General features: G+C 47.5%; 19 protein-coding genes and 1 tRNA gene. 2 read left to right on the top strand and 18 right to left on the bottom strand.

Annotated features, from left to right (window positions below; genetic code table 11):
- Positions 1-75 precede the first annotated feature (75 nt).
- The 7 genes from BUA83_RS01540 to BUA83_RS01510 all read right to left on the bottom strand — a co-directional run bounded on the left by BUA83_RS01540 (position 76) and on the right by BUA83_RS01510 (position 6292).
- Positions 76-1248: a nitrogenase component 1 gene (locus tag BUA83_RS01540; RefSeq protein WP_094756397.1), complete on the bottom strand. Its 1173-nt coding sequence runs from the start codon at positions 1246-1248 to the stop codon at positions 76-78.
- Positions 1249-2568, bottom strand: coding sequence for a nitrogenase component 1 (locus tag BUA83_RS01535; protein ID WP_072934416.1), 1320 nt, complete (start codon positions 2566-2568; stop codon positions 1249-1251). It abuts the gene before it with no gap.
- A complete protein-coding gene (locus BUA83_RS01530; protein ID WP_072934415.1) occupies positions 2568-3398 on the bottom strand; it encodes a nitrogenase iron protein NifH in 831 nt (276 codons plus the stop codon). Before BUA83_RS01530 ends, BUA83_RS01535 begins: the two co-directional genes overlap by 1 nt.
- Positions 3399-3524: 126 nt before the next feature.
- Positions 3525-3995 carry a flavodoxin gene (locus tag BUA83_RS01525; RefSeq protein ID WP_072934414.1) on the bottom strand — a complete coding sequence of 157 codons (471 nt, stop codon included), beginning with the start codon at positions 3993-3995 and terminating at the stop codon, positions 3525-3527.
- 122 nt (positions 3996-4117) lie between these two features.
- A complete protein-coding gene (locus tag BUA83_RS01520; RefSeq protein WP_072934413.1) occupies positions 4118-4444 on the bottom strand; it encodes a hypothetical protein in 327 nt (108 codons plus the stop codon).
- Positions 4445-4687: 243 nt separating this feature from the next.
- Positions 4688-5938, bottom strand: coding sequence for a tRNA nucleotidyltransferase/poly(A) polymerase-related protein (locus tag BUA83_RS01515; protein ID WP_072934412.1), 1251 nt, complete (start codon positions 5936-5938; stop codon positions 4688-4690).
- An 81-nt stretch (positions 5939-6019) separates the two neighbouring features.
- Positions 6020-6292, bottom strand: a complete 273-nt coding sequence (locus tag BUA83_RS01510) for a hypothetical protein (protein ID WP_072934411.1) — start codon at positions 6290-6292, stop codon at positions 6020-6022.
- Between the two features lie 169 nt (positions 6293-6461).
- Between BUA83_RS01510 and fliD the strand changes: the two genes are divergently transcribed.
- The gene (gene fliD / locus BUA83_RS01505; RefSeq protein ID WP_072934410.1) at positions 6462-7244 is read left to right on the top strand and encodes a flagellar filament capping protein FliD; all 783 of its coding nucleotides are present in this window, start codon (positions 6462-6464) and stop codon (positions 7242-7244) included.
- Between the two features lie 139 nt (positions 7245-7383).
- Here fliD and BUA83_RS01500 read toward each other — a convergent pair.
- The 8 genes from BUA83_RS01500 to BUA83_RS01465 all read right to left on the bottom strand — a co-directional run bounded on the left by BUA83_RS01500 (position 7384) and on the right by BUA83_RS01465 (position 17380).
- Positions 7384-7461, bottom strand: a tRNA-Arg gene (locus BUA83_RS01500).
- A gap of 161 nt (positions 7462-7622) precedes the next feature.
- Entirely contained in the window at positions 7623-11156 is a 3534-nt protein-coding gene (locus BUA83_RS01495; protein ID WP_072934409.1) for an ATP-binding protein, read from the bottom strand.
- 42 nt (positions 11157-11198) lie between these two features.
- On the bottom strand, positions 11199-11843 hold the full coding sequence (locus BUA83_RS01490) for an HAD family hydrolase (RefSeq protein WP_072934408.1): 645 nt from the start codon (positions 11841-11843) through the stop codon (positions 11199-11201).
- 2 nt (positions 11844-11845) lie between these two features.
- Complete coding sequence (locus BUA83_RS01485) at positions 11846-12700, bottom strand: hypothetical protein (protein WP_094756396.1); 855 nt, start codon at positions 12698-12700, stop codon at positions 11846-11848.
- 214 nt (positions 12701-12914) lie between these two features.
- Positions 12915-13577: a TatD family nuclease-associated radical SAM protein gene (locus BUA83_RS01480; protein ID WP_072934407.1), complete on the bottom strand. Its 663-nt coding sequence runs from the start codon at positions 13575-13577 to the stop codon at positions 12915-12917.
- A gap of 25 nt (positions 13578-13602) precedes the next feature.
- The gene (locus BUA83_RS01475; RefSeq protein ID WP_072934406.1) at positions 13603-14805 is read right to left on the bottom strand and encodes an FtsW/RodA/SpoVE family cell cycle protein; all 1203 of its coding nucleotides are present in this window, start codon (positions 14803-14805) and stop codon (positions 13603-13605) included.
- The gene (gene trmB, locus BUA83_RS01470; RefSeq protein ID WP_072934405.1) at positions 14802-15452 is read right to left on the bottom strand and encodes a tRNA (guanosine(46)-N7)-methyltransferase TrmB; all 651 of its coding nucleotides are present in this window, start codon (positions 15450-15452) and stop codon (positions 14802-14804) included. Before trmB ends, BUA83_RS01475 begins: the two co-directional genes overlap by 4 nt.
- A 17-nt stretch (positions 15453-15469) precedes the next feature.
- Positions 15470-17380, bottom strand: a complete 1911-nt coding sequence (locus tag BUA83_RS01465) for a sigma 54-interacting transcriptional regulator (protein ID WP_072934404.1) — start codon at positions 17378-17380, stop codon at positions 15470-15472.
- Positions 17381-17685: 305 nt separating this feature from the next.
- On the opposite strand from BUA83_RS01465, the gene BUA83_RS01460 reads away from it, so the two are divergent.
- Complete coding sequence (locus tag BUA83_RS01460; protein ID WP_072934403.1) at positions 17686-18042, top strand: hypothetical protein; 357 nt, start codon at positions 17686-17688, stop codon at positions 18040-18042.
- Between the two features lie 63 nt (positions 18043-18105).
- Here the strand turns inward: BUA83_RS01460 and BUA83_RS01455 are convergent, their stop codons facing one another.
- The 3 genes from BUA83_RS01455 to BUA83_RS01445 are packed head-to-tail and all read right to left on the bottom strand — an operon-like array spanning position 18106 to position 19334.
- Positions 18106-18387: a pro-sigmaK processing inhibitor BofA family protein gene (locus BUA83_RS01455; protein WP_234988192.1), complete on the bottom strand. Its 282-nt coding sequence runs from the start codon at positions 18385-18387 to the stop codon at positions 18106-18108.
- A gap of 24 nt (positions 18388-18411) precedes the next feature.
- A complete protein-coding gene (gene recR / locus BUA83_RS01450; RefSeq protein WP_072934402.1) occupies positions 18412-19008 on the bottom strand; it encodes a recombination mediator RecR in 597 nt (198 codons plus the stop codon).
- Positions 19008-19334 carry a YbaB/EbfC family nucleoid-associated protein gene (locus BUA83_RS01445; RefSeq protein ID WP_072934684.1) on the bottom strand — a complete coding sequence of 109 codons (327 nt, stop codon included), beginning with the start codon at positions 19332-19334 and terminating at the stop codon, positions 19008-19010. The genes recR and BUA83_RS01445 overlap by 1 nt, the downstream gene beginning before the upstream one ends.
- Between the last annotated feature and the right edge of the window lie 94 nt (positions 19335-19428).

Genomic DNA, 19428 nt, shown 5'->3' with positions numbered 1-19428 from the left:
ATCGTTTTCAGTATATCACATATTTACGAACAAAATTAAAATTTTTCAAAAATCATGAAAACAATTTTTCTTCAATCACATACCCATAATGAATGCTTTGATGTCAAAGCCGTCTCCCAGGAATACAGGAATATCATCACGAAAAATTCTCCCTGAATATCCTTCATGAGGAAGCGGGATTAGTTTTGCATGACTCCTGCCGAACGCGTTGCGGTAAAGCGGGTCGCAGATTACTGCATCGGCGGCGTTTATGTAGTCCACCAGTGCCTCCTCATCTATTCCCTCATCAGCGTCAGGAAAAAGTGCGCGGATTACAGCGTCCTTTCCAAGCACCTTTTCTGCTGCACCGGCCAATGAAAGTGAGCAGACTTCCTCACCGATAATAATGAGATTAGTTTTTTCCGCTCCCGCATATTCGTCGTTTCCTGCCTTTGCCAAATATTTTCCTCTGTCAAAGACACTGCAGTTTTGGCCGTCCTTCTCCGATTGAAGCACGGCTTCTGCTATTTTATCAGTCATAAAGCTTCCTATGGGGGTACCTTCTACGAAGGGAATTCCTGCTTTATCTGAAAGAAATTTTGCTGGAAGAAGTCCTGCCGATGAAACCACAACATTGACAGAAGCACGGCAGACCTTTTGAAGCTGTTCAAAGCTTTCGCCCATAGCGCCGACGGCGTTTACGGCAAGGCCGCGTTTTTCAAACGCCGTTTTCATCGCATCCACAAGCTCCTGCCGGGAAAAATCAATTGGTGTAACCCCAAGAAGATTTATTGTCTTAGGCTCAGGCTTTAATGAAAAATCGGCAAACCGCCTTATCCATTCCCGAAGTGCCATACCCACCCCGACGGTATACATCCTGAGTCCGTTAGTGGGAACAGGCAGAACAGGAATACCCGTTTTTTTCTCGATAAGATGAGCAACGCCCTTGAAATCAAAGGCTATGATATGCGGAATAGAAGAGCCGCACAGCGTGATAAACCGCGGTTTGTAGTCCTCCGCCGCGGCACAGACATCATTTATGAGCACGTCATCATCTCCGAGAACAGCCGTAAGCTCATCAAGTCCCGAAACAAACATCAGCGCCTTTGAGCCGTACCATCGCGGCTCATCATGGGTGGTATACGTGGAGTTGCAGCCGTCGGGGTCATGAAGAATCGTCATGCCACCAAGCTCGTACATTGCGGAGCAAACGCCCGAAACATCTGCAGTATATGTCGATGTAAAAACATGCACATGCCAGTCACGCACTCAGCAGCCCTCCTCTATATGACAGTTCCAGCCCTTTTGCTGAATCAATGTCCGCATATCCTTCGGCTCAGCGGCAGCCTCACCGATAAGCTCCATAAGATGTCTTATCCCTGCATATCCATAGAGTCCGGCATTCTCCGTCATGTTCACAAAATACGAAGTATCATTAAGGTACGCGCTCTTCTGCCCGATTCCGATTATCTTACCATCGAATTTTGTACGGGCGCGCCGCATATTCCACCCATGAGCCGCATAAATTTTAAGCTCTGGCTTCGCCTTCTGCAGAGCGGTGAAGATTTCCTCAGGCTCTGAATTTACGTCCATTATGACAGATTCAACACGAAATCCGTGCCGCAGAAGATACAGAGCAAGCTCAAGGGGACGGTCTACCGCACTGTCATCCACTGAGACAGGTACATCCCCCAGTGTTTTTTTCAGTTTTTCGACTGCAGCCTCAGTCATTTCCCGCTCTTTTTTGATTTCAGCTTCACTCAACGGTTCAAGCTCCAATGCTTCCGCTGCTTTTCGCATATCTTCATCAATTGTATCGTAATCATAGGATTCACGCATAACGAGCCACCGCTGATTGAGCCGAAGCTCAAGGTCCTTTCCTGCCCAGGCTGCCGCGTTATGAAACGTAAAATTTATACAGGAATGCTCCATTGCCTTAAACTCATCATATTTCTTCATAGTCGTAAGGTCTGAAACTCTTATATTGTTTCTACTCAGGAAATTTGTTAAATCACAGTGCTCCTTCATGGGAAAGCAGTTTCCTATAAATGAAACCTGTCCCTTATCCTTTTCCGCGGGCTTCAGAACACGGAGAATCTGCCTCCTGAGGGACGGCATGGGCGGTGTCTTTCTTCTCATGATGGGATTCATGTAGCAGTCGATAAAATCAATATCAGGATATTCCTCCCTGAGAATTTTATACACGCGCTGATAATTCACCGCAAGAAAATGGTGTATGCAGCTGGTGAAAATCATAACCATGCGGGGACGCTTTTCAAGGGTTTCAATGATACGCTCTGCTCCGTGCAGAACCTGCTCCTCAAGGTCGCCATTCAGGATATTATCCTCACCCACGGCAATCGTCGAAAGCTTTTTCATGGCTTCGAAGCCCAGCTCTGCCGTTGTCAGCACAACACCTCTCAGGCAGCTCACGGGACATACATATATCTGATGTCCCTCCGGTACCAGAGTGCCGTAGTGCACAATATTCCATGCGCCCCTGCAGGGACTTGAATACGAAAGTCCGATGTCCGCTCTGTAGACATAGTCAAGGTCTTTTATGTATTGAAAATCCTTTGAAGCTTCCATCACAAATCACACCTGTCTGCAGCCCGTTTTCCTTCCATATCCGCGCTGGCGTATAGAATACCTCTTTCATCGGAGCTTTGAGGCGCATGCTCCAGGATATAATCAGCAAGGCGGCGAATCTCCTTTGCAAAAGCAGAATCAGGAAACGCCTCCATAAGCGGCTGTCCGGTCTTCTCAGCCTCCGCTATCATGTTATCTCTCGGAAGATCTGCCACAATTTCTGACTCGATGTCACGGCAGAGTGTTTCAACCTTTTCCCTTTCATCGGGAACATCGCGGCGGTTCAGTATCACTCCGCCGAGAGAAGCATAGCCGCGCTCCTTAAAGTTCGCTACCGCCATCGCGATGTTTGCAGCCGCGTATATTGCCATATTTTCCCCGGAGGTAACAATATACACCTGCTCCGCATATCCCTCCCGTATCGGCATGGCAAAGCCGCCGCAGACAACATCCCCCAGAACATCATAGAGAACGACATCGGGCTTCAGGATATCGAAGGCATTTCTCTCATCAAGTGCCTCAAATGCCGCCGCTATTCCACGCCCTGCACAGCCCAGTCCAGGTATAGGGCCGCCTGACTCGGCGCACATGATACCCTTGCAGCCTTCAAAAACCAAATCCTCAAGCTCCGCCTGCGTTCTTTTTTTCCGAAGCGTCTCCAAAATCGTAGGAATACGCTTACCTCCGTGAAGATATAACGTGGAATCGGCCTTCGGGTCACAGCCTACCTGAAGCACGCGCAGTCCCTTTTCCGCAAATGCGCAGGAGAGTGCCGCTGCCGTTGTTGACTTTCCGATACCGCCTTTTCCGTAAATAGCAATTCTGAACATACAATGACCTCCTGTCGGTCGTATATGTATCAGTATACCTTATCCTGATTAAAACTCCTAAATGATTTTGCAAAGAAAAAGAGCACCCCGCATAGCGAAGCACTCTTTTAATTACACAGGCAAGGCTCAGAAAGCTGCTGCCCATTTCTTTAATTCTTCAACCGACATGCCTGCCTTCAGCACAGCACCATCGACAAATTCAGCGTCCTTTGCGCTTGGCTGAAGCTCTGCGGAAGATTTTCCCAGACCGCTGCCGCCTGACGTTGCGAAAACGATAATCTTTTTGCCGGAAAAGTCTCCGCTTTCAAGATACGAATTGACAATATGCGGAGCAACGCCCCACCAGATCGGGAATCCGAGATAAACCGTATCATAAGCTGATGCGTCAGCCTTCTCGGCAAGCTCAGGCCGCGAAGCAGCATCATGCATTTCAACATACGAGCGTGATGTCTTTTTCGTCCAGTCAAGGTCTTCCTTGCTGTAGACTGCAGCCGGCTTGATTTCCTTCAAATCCGCGTTCACTGCTTCAGCGAGATTTTTGGCAACCTTGGCCGTAACACCGCTTGCCGAATAATACGCCACCAATGTTTTGCTCATAAGCTATTCCTCCTTATTATCTATGAAATAATCATACCACAAATATGCTTGTCATTTTCAAAATTCTTCAAACCAAAAATACAGGGACCGCCTAAGCAGCCCCTGTATTTGAATTGATCCCTTTACATAGCCGCCGCAGTCTCAAGAATCTCCTTCTTGACCTTTTCAACGGCCTCTTTCGCTACATCACTCTTATCAATGGTAGCAGCAAGATTATTCATCGCAGTGTCCACATCTGCCTGTGTGCAGTCGAGTGGGAAAACAACATCCTGAATCTGTTCGAAGGTATAAAGATATGTCGAATGCATATCCTCAACTGCCTTCCTCTGTTTCTCCGGGAGATCCTTTGCCTCTTTGACAGCCTCCGCGCTGGCAATTACGGAAATCGTGAATTCTGCCAATTTGAGCAGAGCACGATCCGAAAGATTGATTTTGGATTTTTTTGGCATGAAAAGACTTCCTTTCTTTGCTTCGCTCTGCTTCTTCCCTCGCAAGAATTACAGAGCTTACATTGATAATTATACTGCTGTATATATTATATAACTTTATTTATGAACTTTCCATGTCGTATTTTCACATCAATTTTAACCGCATGTCGTGCAATACCGTTGAACACTGAAAAGAGCTCTTATCCGTAAAAATATTTTGAAACTTTAGTCTCTGCATAAAAAAGCAGAACAACGCCATCTGCGTCATTCTGCTTCTCCTGTATTTTTCCCGGTTCTGCGCCAATTTCGGTACTGCCGGATCTGCTCCGCGAGAATCCACGCTCCAACAGACTTCCCCCGGCAGCCGGACGGGGCATCAGCACCTGAAACCTTCTTCAAAATAGCTATGATTTCCTCGCTGCGCTCAAGATAATCAGGCAGTGTATTATGGTCGGCACGTATAATCTCCTTAAACTCCGATGCCGAAAGCGGTGAACGGTCTACAGCCAGCAAAAGGCTGACAATCTTTCCGGGCTTCCCGAGACGAGGCGCGCGCATGTGTTCACGTATCACGAAAGCGGCTGCCTGATACCACGTCTTTGGAAGCGTCATGCGGCTGTTCCACGCTTCAAGCACGTCCAGCCCCTTCAGCTCATGCCCGTAGTGGTGCGGAAGCATTTCTTCGGGCGTCACACCCTTGCCAAGATCATGCACAAGTCCCGCAAAACGCACCATTTCCGATGGTATTTTCGCTGCCACCTTGTCCACGACATCCATTATATGCTCAAAGGCGTCACCCTCGGGATGAAACTCAATGGGCTGAGTTTTTCCTATGAGTGCATGAAGCTCAGGAAAAATTTTGGCAAGAAGCCCCGCTTTTTGAAGCGCGCGGAAAAATACCGAAGGGTGCTGAGCGCGAAGAGCCCTTACCATCTCATTAAAGATTCTCTCTGCCGGCTCGTCTCCGATTTCCTCACCGCAGGCACGCATTGCCTCATATGTCTCGGGAGCGATGGAAAAACCAAGCTCTGCTGACTGGCGTGCCGCACGCAGCGCACGCACCGGATCCTCCCCAAAGTGCTCTGATACAGGACGTATTATACGCGCCTCAATGTCCCCACGGGCGCCATAGGGATCTATGATTTTATTTGACAGAAGCTCTATTGCTGCGGCATTTATAGTCGTATCCCGTCGATACAAATCCTCTTCAATGGTAAGCTCAGGCGAGCTCACTATGTCAAAGCCGCGGTAGCCGCTTCCTGTTTTTCGCTCCCTGCGTGCAAATGCCACCTCACATTTTTTCCCGTCAATACTTACAAGATACACAGGAAAGGATTTCCCGACACGCTCTGCAGTGGGATAAAGCTCCTGAAACTTTTCCTCACTGAGTCCGCATACAACATAATCCTTATCCTTGGGACGAGCGCCGCGAATTGTATCGCGAACCCATCCTCCGACAACATAAGCCTTGCCGCCTGCCTCTCGGCACACCTCAGCAAAAGCTTCCTCCTTCATGGCACTCTCCCTCCCTTCAACAGCTTTCTCTCAAAATAAAAAAGCCGCGCAAAGATGCCTCTGCGCAGCCTGCGTATATCATTACTTCTTCATATTCTTTGTCATTTCCAGCGCATTGCTCAGGAAAAACTCTCCACCCATCGGGCTCTCGCAGTCGTTCTCCATGAGCACATTCAGCGGTTCATTATGATATGCGACATGAAAAGCGTCATCCGCGATATCGTCCTGGCCTTCCAGCGCCGTAACAAGAGCATAAGCCCCAGCGCCATAGGTTTTCTTATAATAAACTCTTCCCTTCTCATCCTTCTTTTTATCGAAGCCGAGCTTAAAGCAAAAAGTATCATCAAGATTCATAAAACCGCCTCCTTTTTTATAGTATAAAAAAAAACTGCCGGAAGTGCAAAACATTTCTGTACAGCCATTATACAAATAATAAAGAAGTTTTCATTTATCACCTGTCGTAGTATAATATAATTAGAGATAAGGATATGCTGCATTTTTCCATGGAAAGGGGATTTTAAATATGGCAACAATCAGTGCGATGGCGAGACAGACAGCCACCATGTATTCAATTGCCTCCAAAGGACTGTCATATGGTGAAAGCACAAAAAACAGCTCCCTCACCGCTCTTTGGGGCGGCTCCGATACTTCAAGAACCAATTCGTCGTACAACACAAATTCCGCATACTCAACCCTCACGAACCGCTCTGAGCTTGCAGGACTTCTGAAGGAATACGACAACACGAAGGCACAGTTTAACAAGCAGTTCAGCTCCAATATGAATGACCTGGGTACAGCTGCCGCGAAGCTCAAGACGACAAACTTTAATGTCGCAGGCTCAACGGATGAAGAAACCGAGAAGAACACAGCTGCCGTTGCAGACACAGTATCGAAGTTCGTCGGCAAGTTCAACACAGCGATGTCTTTCCTTAACGGAGTGAAAGACACAAGCACAAAAATTTCGAATCTCACAAACAGCTTCAGCGATGCGAAATATTTCTCCCGCAACCTTGAGAAGGTCGGTATATCCGTAAAATCCGACGGCACACTCAAGCTCAATGAAGATCAGCTCAAAGCAGCACTGAAGGAAAGCCCTTCCTCCGTCGAAAGCATTCTCGGCAAGGATGGTCTCGCAGGGCGTATGGATAACAAAGTGAAATCGGCAAAAATGCAGCAGGACAAATTGTTCCCAAGCGCTGCACAGATGATGGGAACATCAGAGACCAACGTAACCTATTCTGTTCGCGCTACAACCGCACAGTTCGGCTACAACATGGTAGGTAATCTTTTGAACATGTACTTCTGAGACATCAAAAAACGCTTCGCATGGATAATCTCCATACGAAGCGTTTTTAATTTAACCTCACTCATTCAACAGGAAGGGACCAAAACAGCAAAAATAAGCAACAAAAAACCCTGTCTCATCGACAGGGTGCGTATTCAAATGGTGACCTGGGAGGGACTCGAACCCCCGACCCTTTGATTCGTAGTCAAATACTCTAATCCAACTGAGCTACCAGGCCATGTCTCATGCTCTCGCAATCAACGTATATTATATTAACACCGACCTCCGCATCTGTCAATACTTTTAAATTATTTTTTCAAAAAAATCTTTGGCTCTAAATTACAATCTGCTCACCCCTTCCACTTAATACAGCGCTGAGGCAGCTTCTGCCAAATTACACTATTTCGCGCACCATTTTGCAAGTACCCTGAACATGTCCTCCGGATCTATCGGCTTTGCGATATGTGCATTCATTCCCGCATCATGGCAGTGCTGAATGTCCTCCGGATATGCATCTGCTGTCATGGCAATAATCGGCACCTTCTTCGCATCCTCCCGGTCCAGTGCTCTGATACATTCTACTGCTTCATATCCATTCATACGCGGCATCCTGATATCCATCAAGATTCCGGCATACGAATCCGGCCCGGCTTCCTTATATTTCTGCAGTCCTTCGACTCCGTCCTCTGCACAGTCTACGATGAAGCCCTTATCCTCCAGAAGGGTTTTTGCTATTTCCATATTCAGCATATTGTCCTCACAGAGAAGCAGCCTCTGACCTTCGAACTCAACATCCTCTATACGGATTACATTGTCCTGAACATCTGCTTCCCTGTACTCAATCGGCAGAAGCACAGTAAACTTAGTGCCAAGTCCCTGTTCGCTCTCAACCTCTATAAAGCCCTTCATGTGGTCAACAATGCGCTTCACAATGGAAAGTCCCAGTCCCGTTCCGCCTGAAATATTCTTAGTCAGCGCATTATGCTCCTGCATGAACGGTTCAAACATCTTAGAAATAAATTCATGTCCGACACCGATACCTGTATCCTGCACAACAATTCTGGTATTGCAGCCCTGTATAGGCTCTTCCAAAATCTCAAACAGGAACATGACCGTTCCCTGCTCAGGAGTAAACTTCACCGCATTTGACAAAAGGTTCAGCATAACCTCCTGCATTTTCAGCTTATCTACAAAAGCCGAAACATTCATTCCCTGCGGAATATCCGTGACAAAATGAACAGACTTCTGCTCTGCCGAAACACGAACGGGGACAACTACTTCATCAATGAGCGAGTTAAGCAGGATTTCCTCCGGATGCATCGTATTCTTTCCGCTGTCCAGACGTGAAAGCTCAAGAACGTCATTTACAAATGAAAGCAGGAGTTTTCCCGAGGAATCAATTTTCTTCAAATAATCCAGCCTGTGCTCCATGTTTTCGGTTTTCAGTGCCAACCGTGTAAAACCAATAATTCCGTTCAACGGCGTACGCATATCATGGCTGATTCCTGCCAGGAACATCGTCTTTGCTTCGTCTGCCTGATGTGCCGACTGCAGGGCAGCGTTGAGTTTTTGTACCCGCTCAAGCTCTCTGCGGTATTCTTTTGTGATATCCTGTCGGCACAGGAATACGTAATTATGCTTTGAATCAAGATAGCAGAATCTTACAAGCTTCCTGTGAATCTGTCCATCTTCTTCGAAGTTCATCGCATACTCGTAGCTTCCGTTTTGCCTCAGCTCAGAACGCACGTGCTCCGGCGACATCGCTTCAAGAGCCTCATTTATCTCTGCTTCCGGTACATGACCTCGTACAAGCTCAGCTATATGTTCATTAAGGTCACCGCCCCACATTCTGACACTTTCATCAGGATGTGCAACGGTATCATGCATGAAATATCTGCCGCTTTCTGTATCAATAACGCCTATCAGGTCAAAATCAAGCTCCTCCAAAAGCGTCATTATCTTTTGGCTTAGTACAGATTCCGTAATATCGTAACCGTAGGTAAATGCCTCAATAGAGCCGTCCGAAAGCGTAAAGGTATTGACCGTTGCCAGTGCCCAGCTGAGACGGTTCGAAAGAGTCTTCCTCTTAAACTCCACAGAAAGTGTCTGTTCTCCGTCACGATGCCTGCGTATGACATTTTCCCTGCCGAGCGTCTCCTTTATTTTTTGACGCTCAGCCTCATCCATAGCCGACTCCATCATGGCCTCAAGAACAGTATCATAATTCATATCGGGCGTTATTTCTACGCCCTTGGCATTATCCTTCACCCAGAAAACCAGCATACGGTTATCGGTAAGATTATATCTGGACTTCGCGAAAAGATTTTCCGGACTGGTCTTCCTCAGCATCATCTTTTCACGATTATAATTTTCAATCAGTCTGAGCTCTGCAGTAATATTCTGGGACATTCCATACCACTGAACCGGCTTACCGTCCGCATCATGGGATACCAGATATGTGATTCGCTCATACCTTTTCTCTGTTTCATCCGGAATGCGCAGCTCAACGTCAATGGAGCCTGATGTGCCATTCTGCACAGCACGGTAAAACTCAATATACCTTTTTCGATCGTTGGGAGCAATGCTGTTTATCAGTGATTCAGGAACATTCACGGAATCTCCGTCCAGTCCGTGTATCTTCATTGCGGAATCAAAATGGGCTGTCTTGATAAAGTTCGCCTTATGTGTTTCCGGATTGTATTCCCACACAAGAATATGAGCCTTTTCCAGAACCCTTTCCAAAACCCTCCGCTCAGCCTTCTGCTTGCGCTCCATTTCCTTTTCTTCCGTAACATCAGTGTAGCTTACATAATAGCGCACTCCTGCCGCATAAATCACGCGGCGGACGATAACATAAAAGGAGCCAAAGCCTGTCCCTGATTTTTTGCGGATATGCAGGATTCCATCAGTTTCATCACGCTTGCTCTTATCCATCTCAACAAGAGTTTTTCTGAGCCACTCCCTGTCCTCCGGCTCAAGAAAAAGATGTATTGCATCTACAGGCTCTCCGCCCAGTGCTTCCATCGGTATTCCTGTCATTGTCGTAAAATAGCGGTTTACAAAAACGCATACGAACTCGCCCGAAAAAAGCTGATACATACACAGACCTGCGGGCACATTTTCCAAAATATGCGTAAGTCTTCCGTTTTCATTCTGCTGCCGCCGCTCCTGTGTAACATCCTCAAAGGAGCCAACAAGACCTACGATTTTTCCGTCCTCGTAAAGAGGTGCCTTGCTGGCTACAATATCGCGCACCTCTCCCTTGCGTATACAATGCCCGAACTCTCTGTATGTAGAAACACCCTCCAAAACCTTTTTCTCATCATCGCGGAATTTATCAACTTCAATATTCCAGCCCAGATCCTCATCAGTTTTCCCGAGAATCGACTGTACAGACGGAAATCCATAGTAATCAAGAAAAGCTCTGTTTGCGCCAATGAAACGCCTGTCTGCATCCTTCCAGAATATTGCGGCCTCCGTCGTGCTCAGTACCTTTTCGAGAAGCAGATCCGAACGCTCCCTTGCACGGCTTTGAGCGCGGTGCATGTCCTCCTCAGCCGACACGTCCACACAGGACACATACACAAGACGGACCCCATTTTGCGGTTCACGCGGCTTTCCTGTAAAACGCAGATGCAGACATCTATTGTCTGCTCCGCGGACACGCAAACGAACCGGATACACTGCATCCGGGTGAAGTTCCACATATGAAAGCATGTTTTCAAGTGTCGCCATGTCCTCTTCGTAGACCATAAGATCCATGCCAGACTCCGTGACACGCATGCTCTTTCGCGGCAGCTTAAGCAGCTGGCAATATCCGTCACTCACCAAAAGTACATGATATTTCCATCCCACGCGCTGGAACACGCACATAGCTACCGGGAGTTCTTCTAACAGCTTCCGTTCTGTCTCAGAGAATTCAAAAGATTTCATAGGCGCAAACAGCTCCTTGTCCTGCCGTCTCCACTGTAATACTTAAAGGGTTCCAATCATTCGTATTATTTTTTCCATACGGTCTACAACAACATCTGCCTTCGATAAATCCTGGGCTCCGGAATTTGGATTGCGGTATCCGATACAACGCATACCCGCACGCTTCGCAGCCTCAACACCCAGATGCGCATCCTCCAAAACTATGCACTCAGACGGTTCAACCCCTAGTGTCTGTGCCGCCAAAAGATATATTGCAGGATTTGGCTTTGATTCCGGAAGCTCCTGTCCGCTTATGAAAGCATCAAAATACTGCCGTATTCCTGTACGGTCAACAACGAGAGAAATAAAATCCCTGCTGCTGGATGAGGCGATTGCGGTAAGCACGCCATCCCTTTTCAGCTGCTCCAGGAGCTCAGGTATCCCCTGAATCGGCTTGAGGTCTGTTTTTTCTATCATCGCATCGAACAATCTGTCCTTTGCATCGCACATTTCCTCAATTGGCAGAGATACCCCTCGTTCCTCAGCAGCCTTTAGAAAAGCCGTCCCCCGTTTTGTTCCGGCAAAGGACGCCAGTTCCTCCATGGAAATCTCAATGCCGTATTCTTCAAATATTTTTTTCAACGCAAGTGTATGGATTTGCTGGGTATCAACCAACACTCCGTCCATATCAAACAAAAAAGCCTTCACTGTTAAATCTCCGTTCTGGCGGCAGAACGATTCCCTGATTCAAACGCAAGAACAGCTTCAAGCACTGCGCCTGAGATGCATCTCGCCTTCTCCGAAATAGAAAAGCATATTCCGGGGTCATTTCTCGAATCGACCTCTGCCACTATAATATCCTTAGACAGGCAGCGATACCCGTCATGAATCAGTCCACGCAGTATCCCCGGATAAGGAGCAGAAATCTCCACATTTCTGCCGTTTTCCTCATCATACAGCTCTGCGATGACATCACCTGTCCGAAGCACATTTGAAATAGTACGCGGACTCCTGATTACTCCAACCGCGCCTGCGGTAAAAAGAGCACCCGTCTCGCTCTCAAGATCCTTTATATTGCGTGTCTTCAAAGCATGTCCTTCATATATCAGACGGCCCAAATTGTGCCCGCGCCGTGTCTCAATGACACAGTCAACATCACGATGAGCACAGAAGCCTGAGCCGAGTCCGATTACATAGTCGGCAGGGTACTGAATTCTGTTTCCTTCAATATCTCCGTTCAGAGTATTTACCAGAATATGTGGACGAAACTTTTTTATATATCTACCGTAAGCGTCCACAAGCATTGTTATTTTTTTGCTCCTGAGAAGAGCTTCTGCTGCCTTCACATTTTCCGCGCAGTAGCACGTCAGACGCTCTACAGTCTTTTCTCCGTCATAGACGGCATCTGCGAACGAAACCTCGCGGCGGATTGCTGATGGTCTTGCTTTTTCAAGAAGCAGTACATCATATCCCGCATTATGCATACGGCAGGCAATCGCCGTAGCAATCTCTCCGCCTCCGCGAATAATAATCAAATGCTTCATAAGCTGCGTCTTTCCCTTCATATCCAATTCCAACTCTAAAAGGCGTTGTTTTTTATTTATTATTTCTATCGGACGATCAACAACGCTTTCATAATATTATTCTACAAAGAAGACTTCATTCCTGCAAGCAAATGACACATATTCTTTCGAACATAACACATACTGTTCTCGTTTCGCCATATATCCCATAAAAAAAGAAGCCTCCGAATAACGCATACGGAGACTTCTCATTTATTTAACTATCCTCATACGGGCGCACACGAAGCCTTAGCCCGCGTTCATCACATATTTTTTTGCAGAGAGCGATTTCACCGTCATCCTCCACATGATCCACAACCGTCAAAACAACCTCCGGGACATACTCCTTGACATGCTGCGCAAATGAAAGCATCGCATCAAAGGAATCTATTCCGAACTCGCTCCGCGTAAGCTCAAGATAACGCTCCGCATTGGACGCGTTGAGACTTATGGAAACAGTGTCCAAAATGCCTCCGCCAAAATCCGGCGCTGTGTCCCTTTTGAAATACAAATCTGAAAGGCCGTTCGTGTTCACCCGTGTCTTTACCTGCGGCTGCACACTTTTGATATAACGAAGAAGCTCCTTGAGGACTTCCAGTCTCATCGTAGGTTCACCGAAGCCGCAGAAAACAACCTCTTCCACGTATTCCCATGGTACTCTGCCAAGCTCACTCTTAACAAGCTCTGCCGACGGCTCCTCTTTAAGCCAGAGTGAATGCTCCTCTGCCATTTTTTTCATTGTACGGAGGCAGAATGTGCATGCACAGGTGCATCTGTTTGTAAGATTTACATAAATGCTGCGTTTCCCTTCGGGATGACGCCGCAAGCTCTCCTCAACGGTAATATATTCTCCGCCTTTGTCAACGGCATAGACAATCATATCTCATTCTTCTTTCCGAATAAACTTATTTGATTCGTTTCAGTCTTGGTCTTCCAAAAACATCAACATTTTTCGGCGGTGCCGAAGTAACAAGTGTTTTAGGCGGCGCACTCTTATGCCCGATGTTAAACAGAATGCCAACTGCACCCAGGCTGACCGCAAGCGATGAGCCTCCGTAGCTTATAAACGGAAGCGGAACACCAACAACAGGGAACCATCCTCCTACCATAAGCATGTTTGCTACAGCCTGTCCGACAATCAGACAGACAATTCCTGCCGCCAGAATCTGTCCGTAGGCATCCTTCGCCGTAGCTGCAATACGCGCTCCATAATACGTAAATGCCCCAAAAAGCAGAATAACCGCGAAGGCACCCAAAAAACCGTTTTCCTGACAAAGGATTGCGAAAGCAAAATCAGTGTGAGCCTCCGGCAGATAGTGATATTTGCTTATCCCCTGTCCGAGTCCCATTCCCCAGAAGCCTCCGGAGCCGATAGCCTGCAGCGACTGGACAATCTGATAGCCGCTGTCCGTTGCATCCTGCCAGGGATTCAGCATCGTAAGCACACGATTAAGACGATAGGGCTGAAGAATACAGATTACACCGCCTGCCAGTACAATCATGCCAATAAGAGTAAGCTTCATCTGCCTCGCCATGTTTGACATGAGCAGCATACACATAGGAACACCCAGCACCAGTGCTGCTGTCGCGCCGTCAGGCTCACGCTCAATCAGTATAAAAAGCAGCAGCAGGACGCCAAGCTGGGCATGCAACATCTGGCATTTTCCTCCGATTGACACGCGCGAGGAAATATAGGCTGCCTCGATGAATATAGCCAGCATCTTGGCAAATTCAGCAGGCTGCACAGTAATACCGAGCTGAAGCCACCGCTTTGCTCCGTTAACCTCTACTCCTACAACGAGCACAGCTATCAGCATGATGACAACAATCGCAAAAATACCGACAATCCATGAGCGCCATCTATGATAGTCAACAAGTGCGCCCACAAAAAAGCAGACACACCCCACAAATACATTGATACCGTGCCTTGACAAAAAGAAGTACGGAGTATCGTAATAGGTCTCCGAAAGCACAAAGCTGGAGCTGAATACATTTATTGTTCCGATAATAAGAAGCAGGACGACAATACCAAGGATTGCCTCCCTGTCATTCATCCAGAATTTCCAGGAGTGTTTCTCCTTAAAATCCCGGAGCTTCTCCCCATTCATGGGAAGATCACCTCACAACGGTTGATTTTCTGTCCAAGAAGGCTGAACTTATGCTCATATTCCGTTTCGATGTTATCAGGTCTGTTTTCGGCATGCAGGTCATAGGTAACATCCTGTACCTCAAGCCCGACCGCGGCAAACTCCTCAAGGGAATAATCAAACAACGGCCGATTATCTGTTTTGAAACAGATACGGCCTCCCGGCACCAGAAGTCTGCGGTATTTTTCAAGAAACGTCCGGCAGGTCAGCCTGCGCTTTGCATGACGCGCCTTAGGCCACGGGTCGCAGAAATTGATATAAAATCCCGCAACCTCGCCGGGAGCAAAAATTGTCTCGATTTCATTTATATCAAAAACCAGCAGGCGTACATTTGACAGTCCCTTATCGCGAACCTTTACCGCAGCCTGATAAAGCACATCCTGCTGTGCCTCAATACCGATAAAATTATTCTCCTGCTCACGTTCCGCAAGCTGACTTATAAAATCACCCTTGCCCGTTCCAAGCTCAACATAAAGAGGCTTTTCGCTGCCAAACAGGGAATGCCATTCTCCCTTCTGCGCCTCTGAAGCCGGGCGGTCCTTCGGGAATACAAAATCGTCAAAATCGTGGATAGCCTGGTCAATCCAAGGCTTTCTCCTCAAACGCAAATGAAACTCTCCTTCTCTTATGACTTTTCAAGTCCATATTTCTTAAGATATCTGTACAATGTAACGCGGCTGACGCTCAAAAGATTTGCGAGGCGGCTTACATTTCCTCCCGCAGCCTTCCAAGCCTTAACGAAGACCTCACGGTCTTCCTTCCATTTATTATCAGGTTTTATATCACCCATCAGGCTGATATCATCAGGCCCGATAGTATCGCCCTTCGTGTTGAAAAACGCGTATTCCAGAACGCTCTGCAGCTGCTTGATGTTACCCGGCCAATCGTAGTCGTGCAGAACCTTGACCGTCTCCGGCAGAATTTTTTTCGGCTGCATCTGATGCTGGGCTGCAAGCTCTTTTACAATATGTCCGACCAGAGTTGGAATATCCTCGCGGCGGCTTCTGAGAGACGGCACACGGATAACGCTCTTCGATACAATCTCATAGAGAGTTTTATCAAAAAGACCGCGCTCCGTGAGACGCTTCAAGTCACTGTCGCACGCGGCGACAATGCGCACATCAATTGAACGCTCTACGCGTTCACCTATGCGGCAGGAAGTACCGCTCTGAAGATTTTTTGCAAGCTGCGCCGCAATATTTTTCGGCATTTTTTCTACCTCATCAAGGAACAGAGTGCCTCCCGATGCAAGCTCAAGTCTTCCCGGATGGCTTCCTTCGGAATCAAGTACAATTCCGAAAAGCTCCTGCTCCAAAAGCTCCGGAGTAGCATCCCCGCAGCGGAGTGTGATAAGTGGGCCGGCTGCCCTCGGGCTGGCCTGATGAATACCGTGAGCAAGACGCTGTTTTCCTGTCCCTGACTCGCCCTGAATCAGCACATGATGCTTATTCTTTGCTACTCGTGCTGCCTTATCCTTCATAGCAGCAAAGGTTGTTCCCTCTCCCACCATAGAGCTAAGGCTGTATTTTGCGGTATAGCCTGCCGCATGAGCCACAAGGGTGCGGAGATCTTCAATAGGCATGGAAACAACGACAACGCTGGACACTGCCTGGTCAATATCCCGGCCCAAAGGAACTACCGTTGTGATGTCCTCGTAGGTTTTTGCCTGAGTTATCCATGTAACCTCTTTATTATGGGACGGCACACCTCGGAAGCCGTTGTAAATCGGCGTATGACGATAATTCATTACGACATCGCTGAGATTCGGCATCTCTCTTTCATTCTTCTGCGCGCCAATCCCTGCCAGTCTTGTGAGACCGAGCTTGTTTGCATATGCGACGTCTCCTCCGGGCATGACATGATACACAGCGAAAGGCGTCGCGTCGAGTATAGTTTCCTGTGCCTGAAGCCGCTGCATCTGGGAAAGATAGAATTCAAGGGATTTCCCCAAAGTCAGCAGCATCGCGATGACAGCATCCTGCGGCATTTCGGACTGCTTTACTGCAACAAGCGTCAGCATATAGCTGAGCTCTCCGTTCATATAGACAGGTGCCGAGCAGGCATCTCCACCCTGGCAATCCTTCACCCACATCTCAGGTCCGAAAAGCCAGAAGGGAGTTTCATGCTCACGTGCAATGGAGATGCTGGAGGTGCCGACCTCCTCGATGCCTACACGAACGCCCTCAATTTCTCCCGCGGTCATCTGAAAATACGGAAGCGCGTAACTCTTCAGAACAACACAGTCAGAGTCCAAAAGAAGAAGACAAAGATTATACTTCTGGAAGAATTCACGGATATTATCAACCATGATCTCCAGATAATCCACAGCCTCCTTATGCTGTGCCTGCAAAAGCCGAAAATCCTCCGTGCTGAGCTTACGTCCGGTGAACATGGTATCCGACTGAACATTGAGCTTTTTGCTCTTCATCCATGACTCCGCAACCCATGGATGGACATTCGGATCAATGACACCTTCGTTTATGTACTTATCATAGTACGTCAGCAATTTCTCACGGCTTCTGTGTTCTCGTATCATATTTGTTCCTCACTTTCCATGTGATATTTTCTGTCATTTCTCTTATTTAGAGGTATGATGTCTCATACTTATTAAAATCTATATTTCCTTTTATTGTACCAGTCTATACGGCTAACTGCAATTCTGTAAAAGTAAAAAGATTTACAAAAATGGGAATTTTTTCTGTTTTTTCAGCTGATATTGTAAAATTTCCTTTGACATGCAATTACTGCTCACCTATCACAGGTTCCCACTCCCATGAAAATCGAAAGTATGATATAATGTTACACTAGTTGATAACAAACGAAAGATTGGTGATCTAATTCATGGCAAAACAATCAAAACGTATCCTCAAAAATATTCATGCGGCACAGGAGCTCGCAGAAGAAGAAAAGCTCCCAGAGGCGCCGAAGCCGCGTCCTTGGGAGAACATCATACTCGTTGTCGTCATCTGTCTCACGCTGTTTCTTCTTGCATCAGGATGGGATTTGATGGACGCCTGGAACCGCGGAATGTACGCCTCCCTCGCTGCAGCACTCATTTTAATGTATGTGCAGCGCAAGCATGCGGCAAAAATTTCCGCTTCTGTCGCCCCCTGGATCAACCGCGGTATTTTCCTTTTCATATCCCTGTCGCTCTGTCTTTTTGGCATTGTTATCTATCTACAGCACTTTTCCGCATAACAGAGCATCTTCGGCAAAACAAAAACGCTGGCAAGGCATCCGCCTTCGCCAGCGTTTTTTTCATCAGCCAGCCAAAAATTTTTCCCAGATAATGATAATAAGGACTCCCGGTATACCGCATATACCGGCAAAGAGAGCCTTTAAAATCGTTATCTCAATACCAAGACCGAAGAAGTCAGCAACGAACAGCATAAACGCACCCACAACACTGTTCGAAACAAGCTTCATCATCAGCTCGATAGGAAGCTTAATCAGCTTCGTTATGACGCAAATGGCCAGAATGCCGACCGCACAGGCGACGACAAGTGATGAATCCGGCCCGCCCATAACAGCAGCTGCATCCATAAATATTCCTCCTTAAACGCGGAGTCAGAGCTCCACGCGGTTTTCCATGGCTTTGGCGAGAGTTACCTCGTCCGCGTACTCAAGGTCCCCGCCGACCGGCAGACCGTGCGCGATACGTGTCACCCGAAGCCCCATTGGCTTTAAGAGGCGTGCAATATACATTGCCGTTGCCTCTCCCTCCACATTGGGATTCGTAGCCATGATAATTTCCTTCACGTCACTCGACTGAAGGCGAACTAAAAGCTCGCGGATTCTGAGCTTTTCAGGACCTATTCCCTCAAGGGGCGACAGAGCGCCGTGCAGCACATGATACACTCCGTGATAGTCATGCATGCGCTCCATAGCAGCCACATCCTGGGGCTGCTCAACCACACATATAGTAGTGTGGTCTCTCTTTTCACTTGCACATATTTCGCAGGGGTTTCGGTCACTTAAATTAAAGCACGTGGTGCAAAAGCCTATCTTTTCCTTTGCCTCCATAATGGCTCCGGCAAGTGCCTTTGCCTTTTCGGCATCCATATCAAGTACATGATACGCCAGCCGCACTGCTGACTTTGGACCAATACCCGGAAGCGCCCGAAAATGCTCAATAAGCTTCGCCAGAGGCGCTATGTACTGCATCAGATTATTCCCGGCGGAAGTCCAAGGCCGCTGGTGAGTTTGCTCATTTCAGAGGTCATCATTTCATCGACCTTCTTCATGCACTCGTTAACTGCCGCAGAAATAAGATCCTGAAGCATCTCTACATCCTCCGGATCAACTGCCTCCTTTGCGATTGTAAGAGACTGCACGACCTTGTCACCGTTCATTACAACCTTTACAACTCCGCCGCCTGCGGAAACCTCAACCGTCCTTTTTTTAAGTTCCTCCTGCATCAGTTTCATCTGAGACTGGAGCTTCTGTACTTTTTTCATCATGGCGCCCATGTTGCCCATGCCGCCGCCCATTCCACCGTACATATATCGTATTCTCCCTTCCTGCATACCCTTTCGGATAGTAAACATACATATCTTAGAATATCAAAGTCTGCTTTCTCAGTCA

This window comes from Schwartzia succinivorans DSM 10502 (assembly GCF_900129225.1).
GTDB lineage: Bacteria > Bacillota > Negativicutes > Selenomonadales > Selenomonadaceae > Schwartzia > Schwartzia succinivorans.
The sequence above is the reverse complement of the archived record's forward strand: the minus strand, read 5'-3'. Positions and strand labels throughout refer to the sequence as shown.

Coding starts and splice junctions, on each gene's coding strand:
- BUA83_RS01495 (WP_072934409.1), bottom strand. CDS start 11,156: ATGAAATCTTTTGAATTCTCTGAGACAGAACGGAAGCTGTTAGAAGAA.
- BUA83_RS01535 (WP_072934416.1), bottom strand. CDS start 2,568: ATGGAAGCTTCAAAGGATTTTCAATACATAAAAGACCTTGACTATGTC.
- BUA83_RS01485 (WP_094756396.1), bottom strand. CDS start 12,700: ATGAAGGGAAAGACGCAGCTTATGAAGCATTTGATTATTATTCGCGGA.
- BUA83_RS01530 (WP_072934415.1), bottom strand. CDS start 3,398: ATGTTCAGAATTGCTATTTACGGAAAAGGCGGTATCGGAAAGTCAACA.
- BUA83_RS01480 (WP_072934407.1), bottom strand. CDS start 13,577: ATGATTGTCTATGCCGTTGACAAAGGCGGAGAATATATTACCGTTGAG.
- BUA83_RS01465 (WP_072934404.1), bottom strand. CDS start 17,380: ATGATACGAGAACACAGAAGCCGTGAGAAATTGCTGACGTACTATGAT.
- BUA83_RS01510 (WP_072934411.1), bottom strand. CDS start 6,292: ATGAATCTTGATGATACTTTTTGCTTTAAGCTCGGCTTCGATAAAAAG.
- BUA83_RS01515 (WP_072934412.1), bottom strand. CDS start 5,938: ATGAAGGAGGAAGCTTTTGCTGAGGTGTGCCGAGAGGCAGGCGGCAAG.
- BUA83_RS01475 (WP_072934406.1), bottom strand. CDS start 14,805: ATGAATGGGGAGAAGCTCCGGGATTTTAAGGAGAAACACTCCTGGAAA.
- BUA83_RS01525 (WP_072934414.1), bottom strand. CDS start 3,995: ATGAGCAAAACATTGGTGGCGTATTATTCGGCAAGCGGTGTTACGGCC.
- BUA83_RS01445 (WP_072934684.1), bottom strand. CDS start 19,334: ATGGGCGGCGGCATGGGCAACATGGGCGCCATGATGAAAAAAGTACAG.
- BUA83_RS01455 (WP_234988192.1), bottom strand. CDS start 18,387: ATGGATGCAGCTGCTGTTATGGGCGGGCCGGATTCATCACTTGTCGTC.
- BUA83_RS01520 (WP_072934413.1), bottom strand. CDS start 4,444: ATGCCAAAAAAATCCAAAATCAATCTTTCGGATCGTGCTCTGCTCAAA.
- fliD (WP_072934410.1), top strand. CDS start 6,462: ATGGCAACAATCAGTGCGATGGCGAGACAGACAGCCACCATGTATTCA.
- recR (WP_072934402.1), bottom strand. CDS start 19,008: ATGCAGTACATAGCGCCTCTGGCGAAGCTTATTGAGCATTTTCGGGCG.
- BUA83_RS01460 (WP_072934403.1), top strand. CDS start 17,686: ATGGCAAAACAATCAAAACGTATCCTCAAAAATATTCATGCGGCACAG.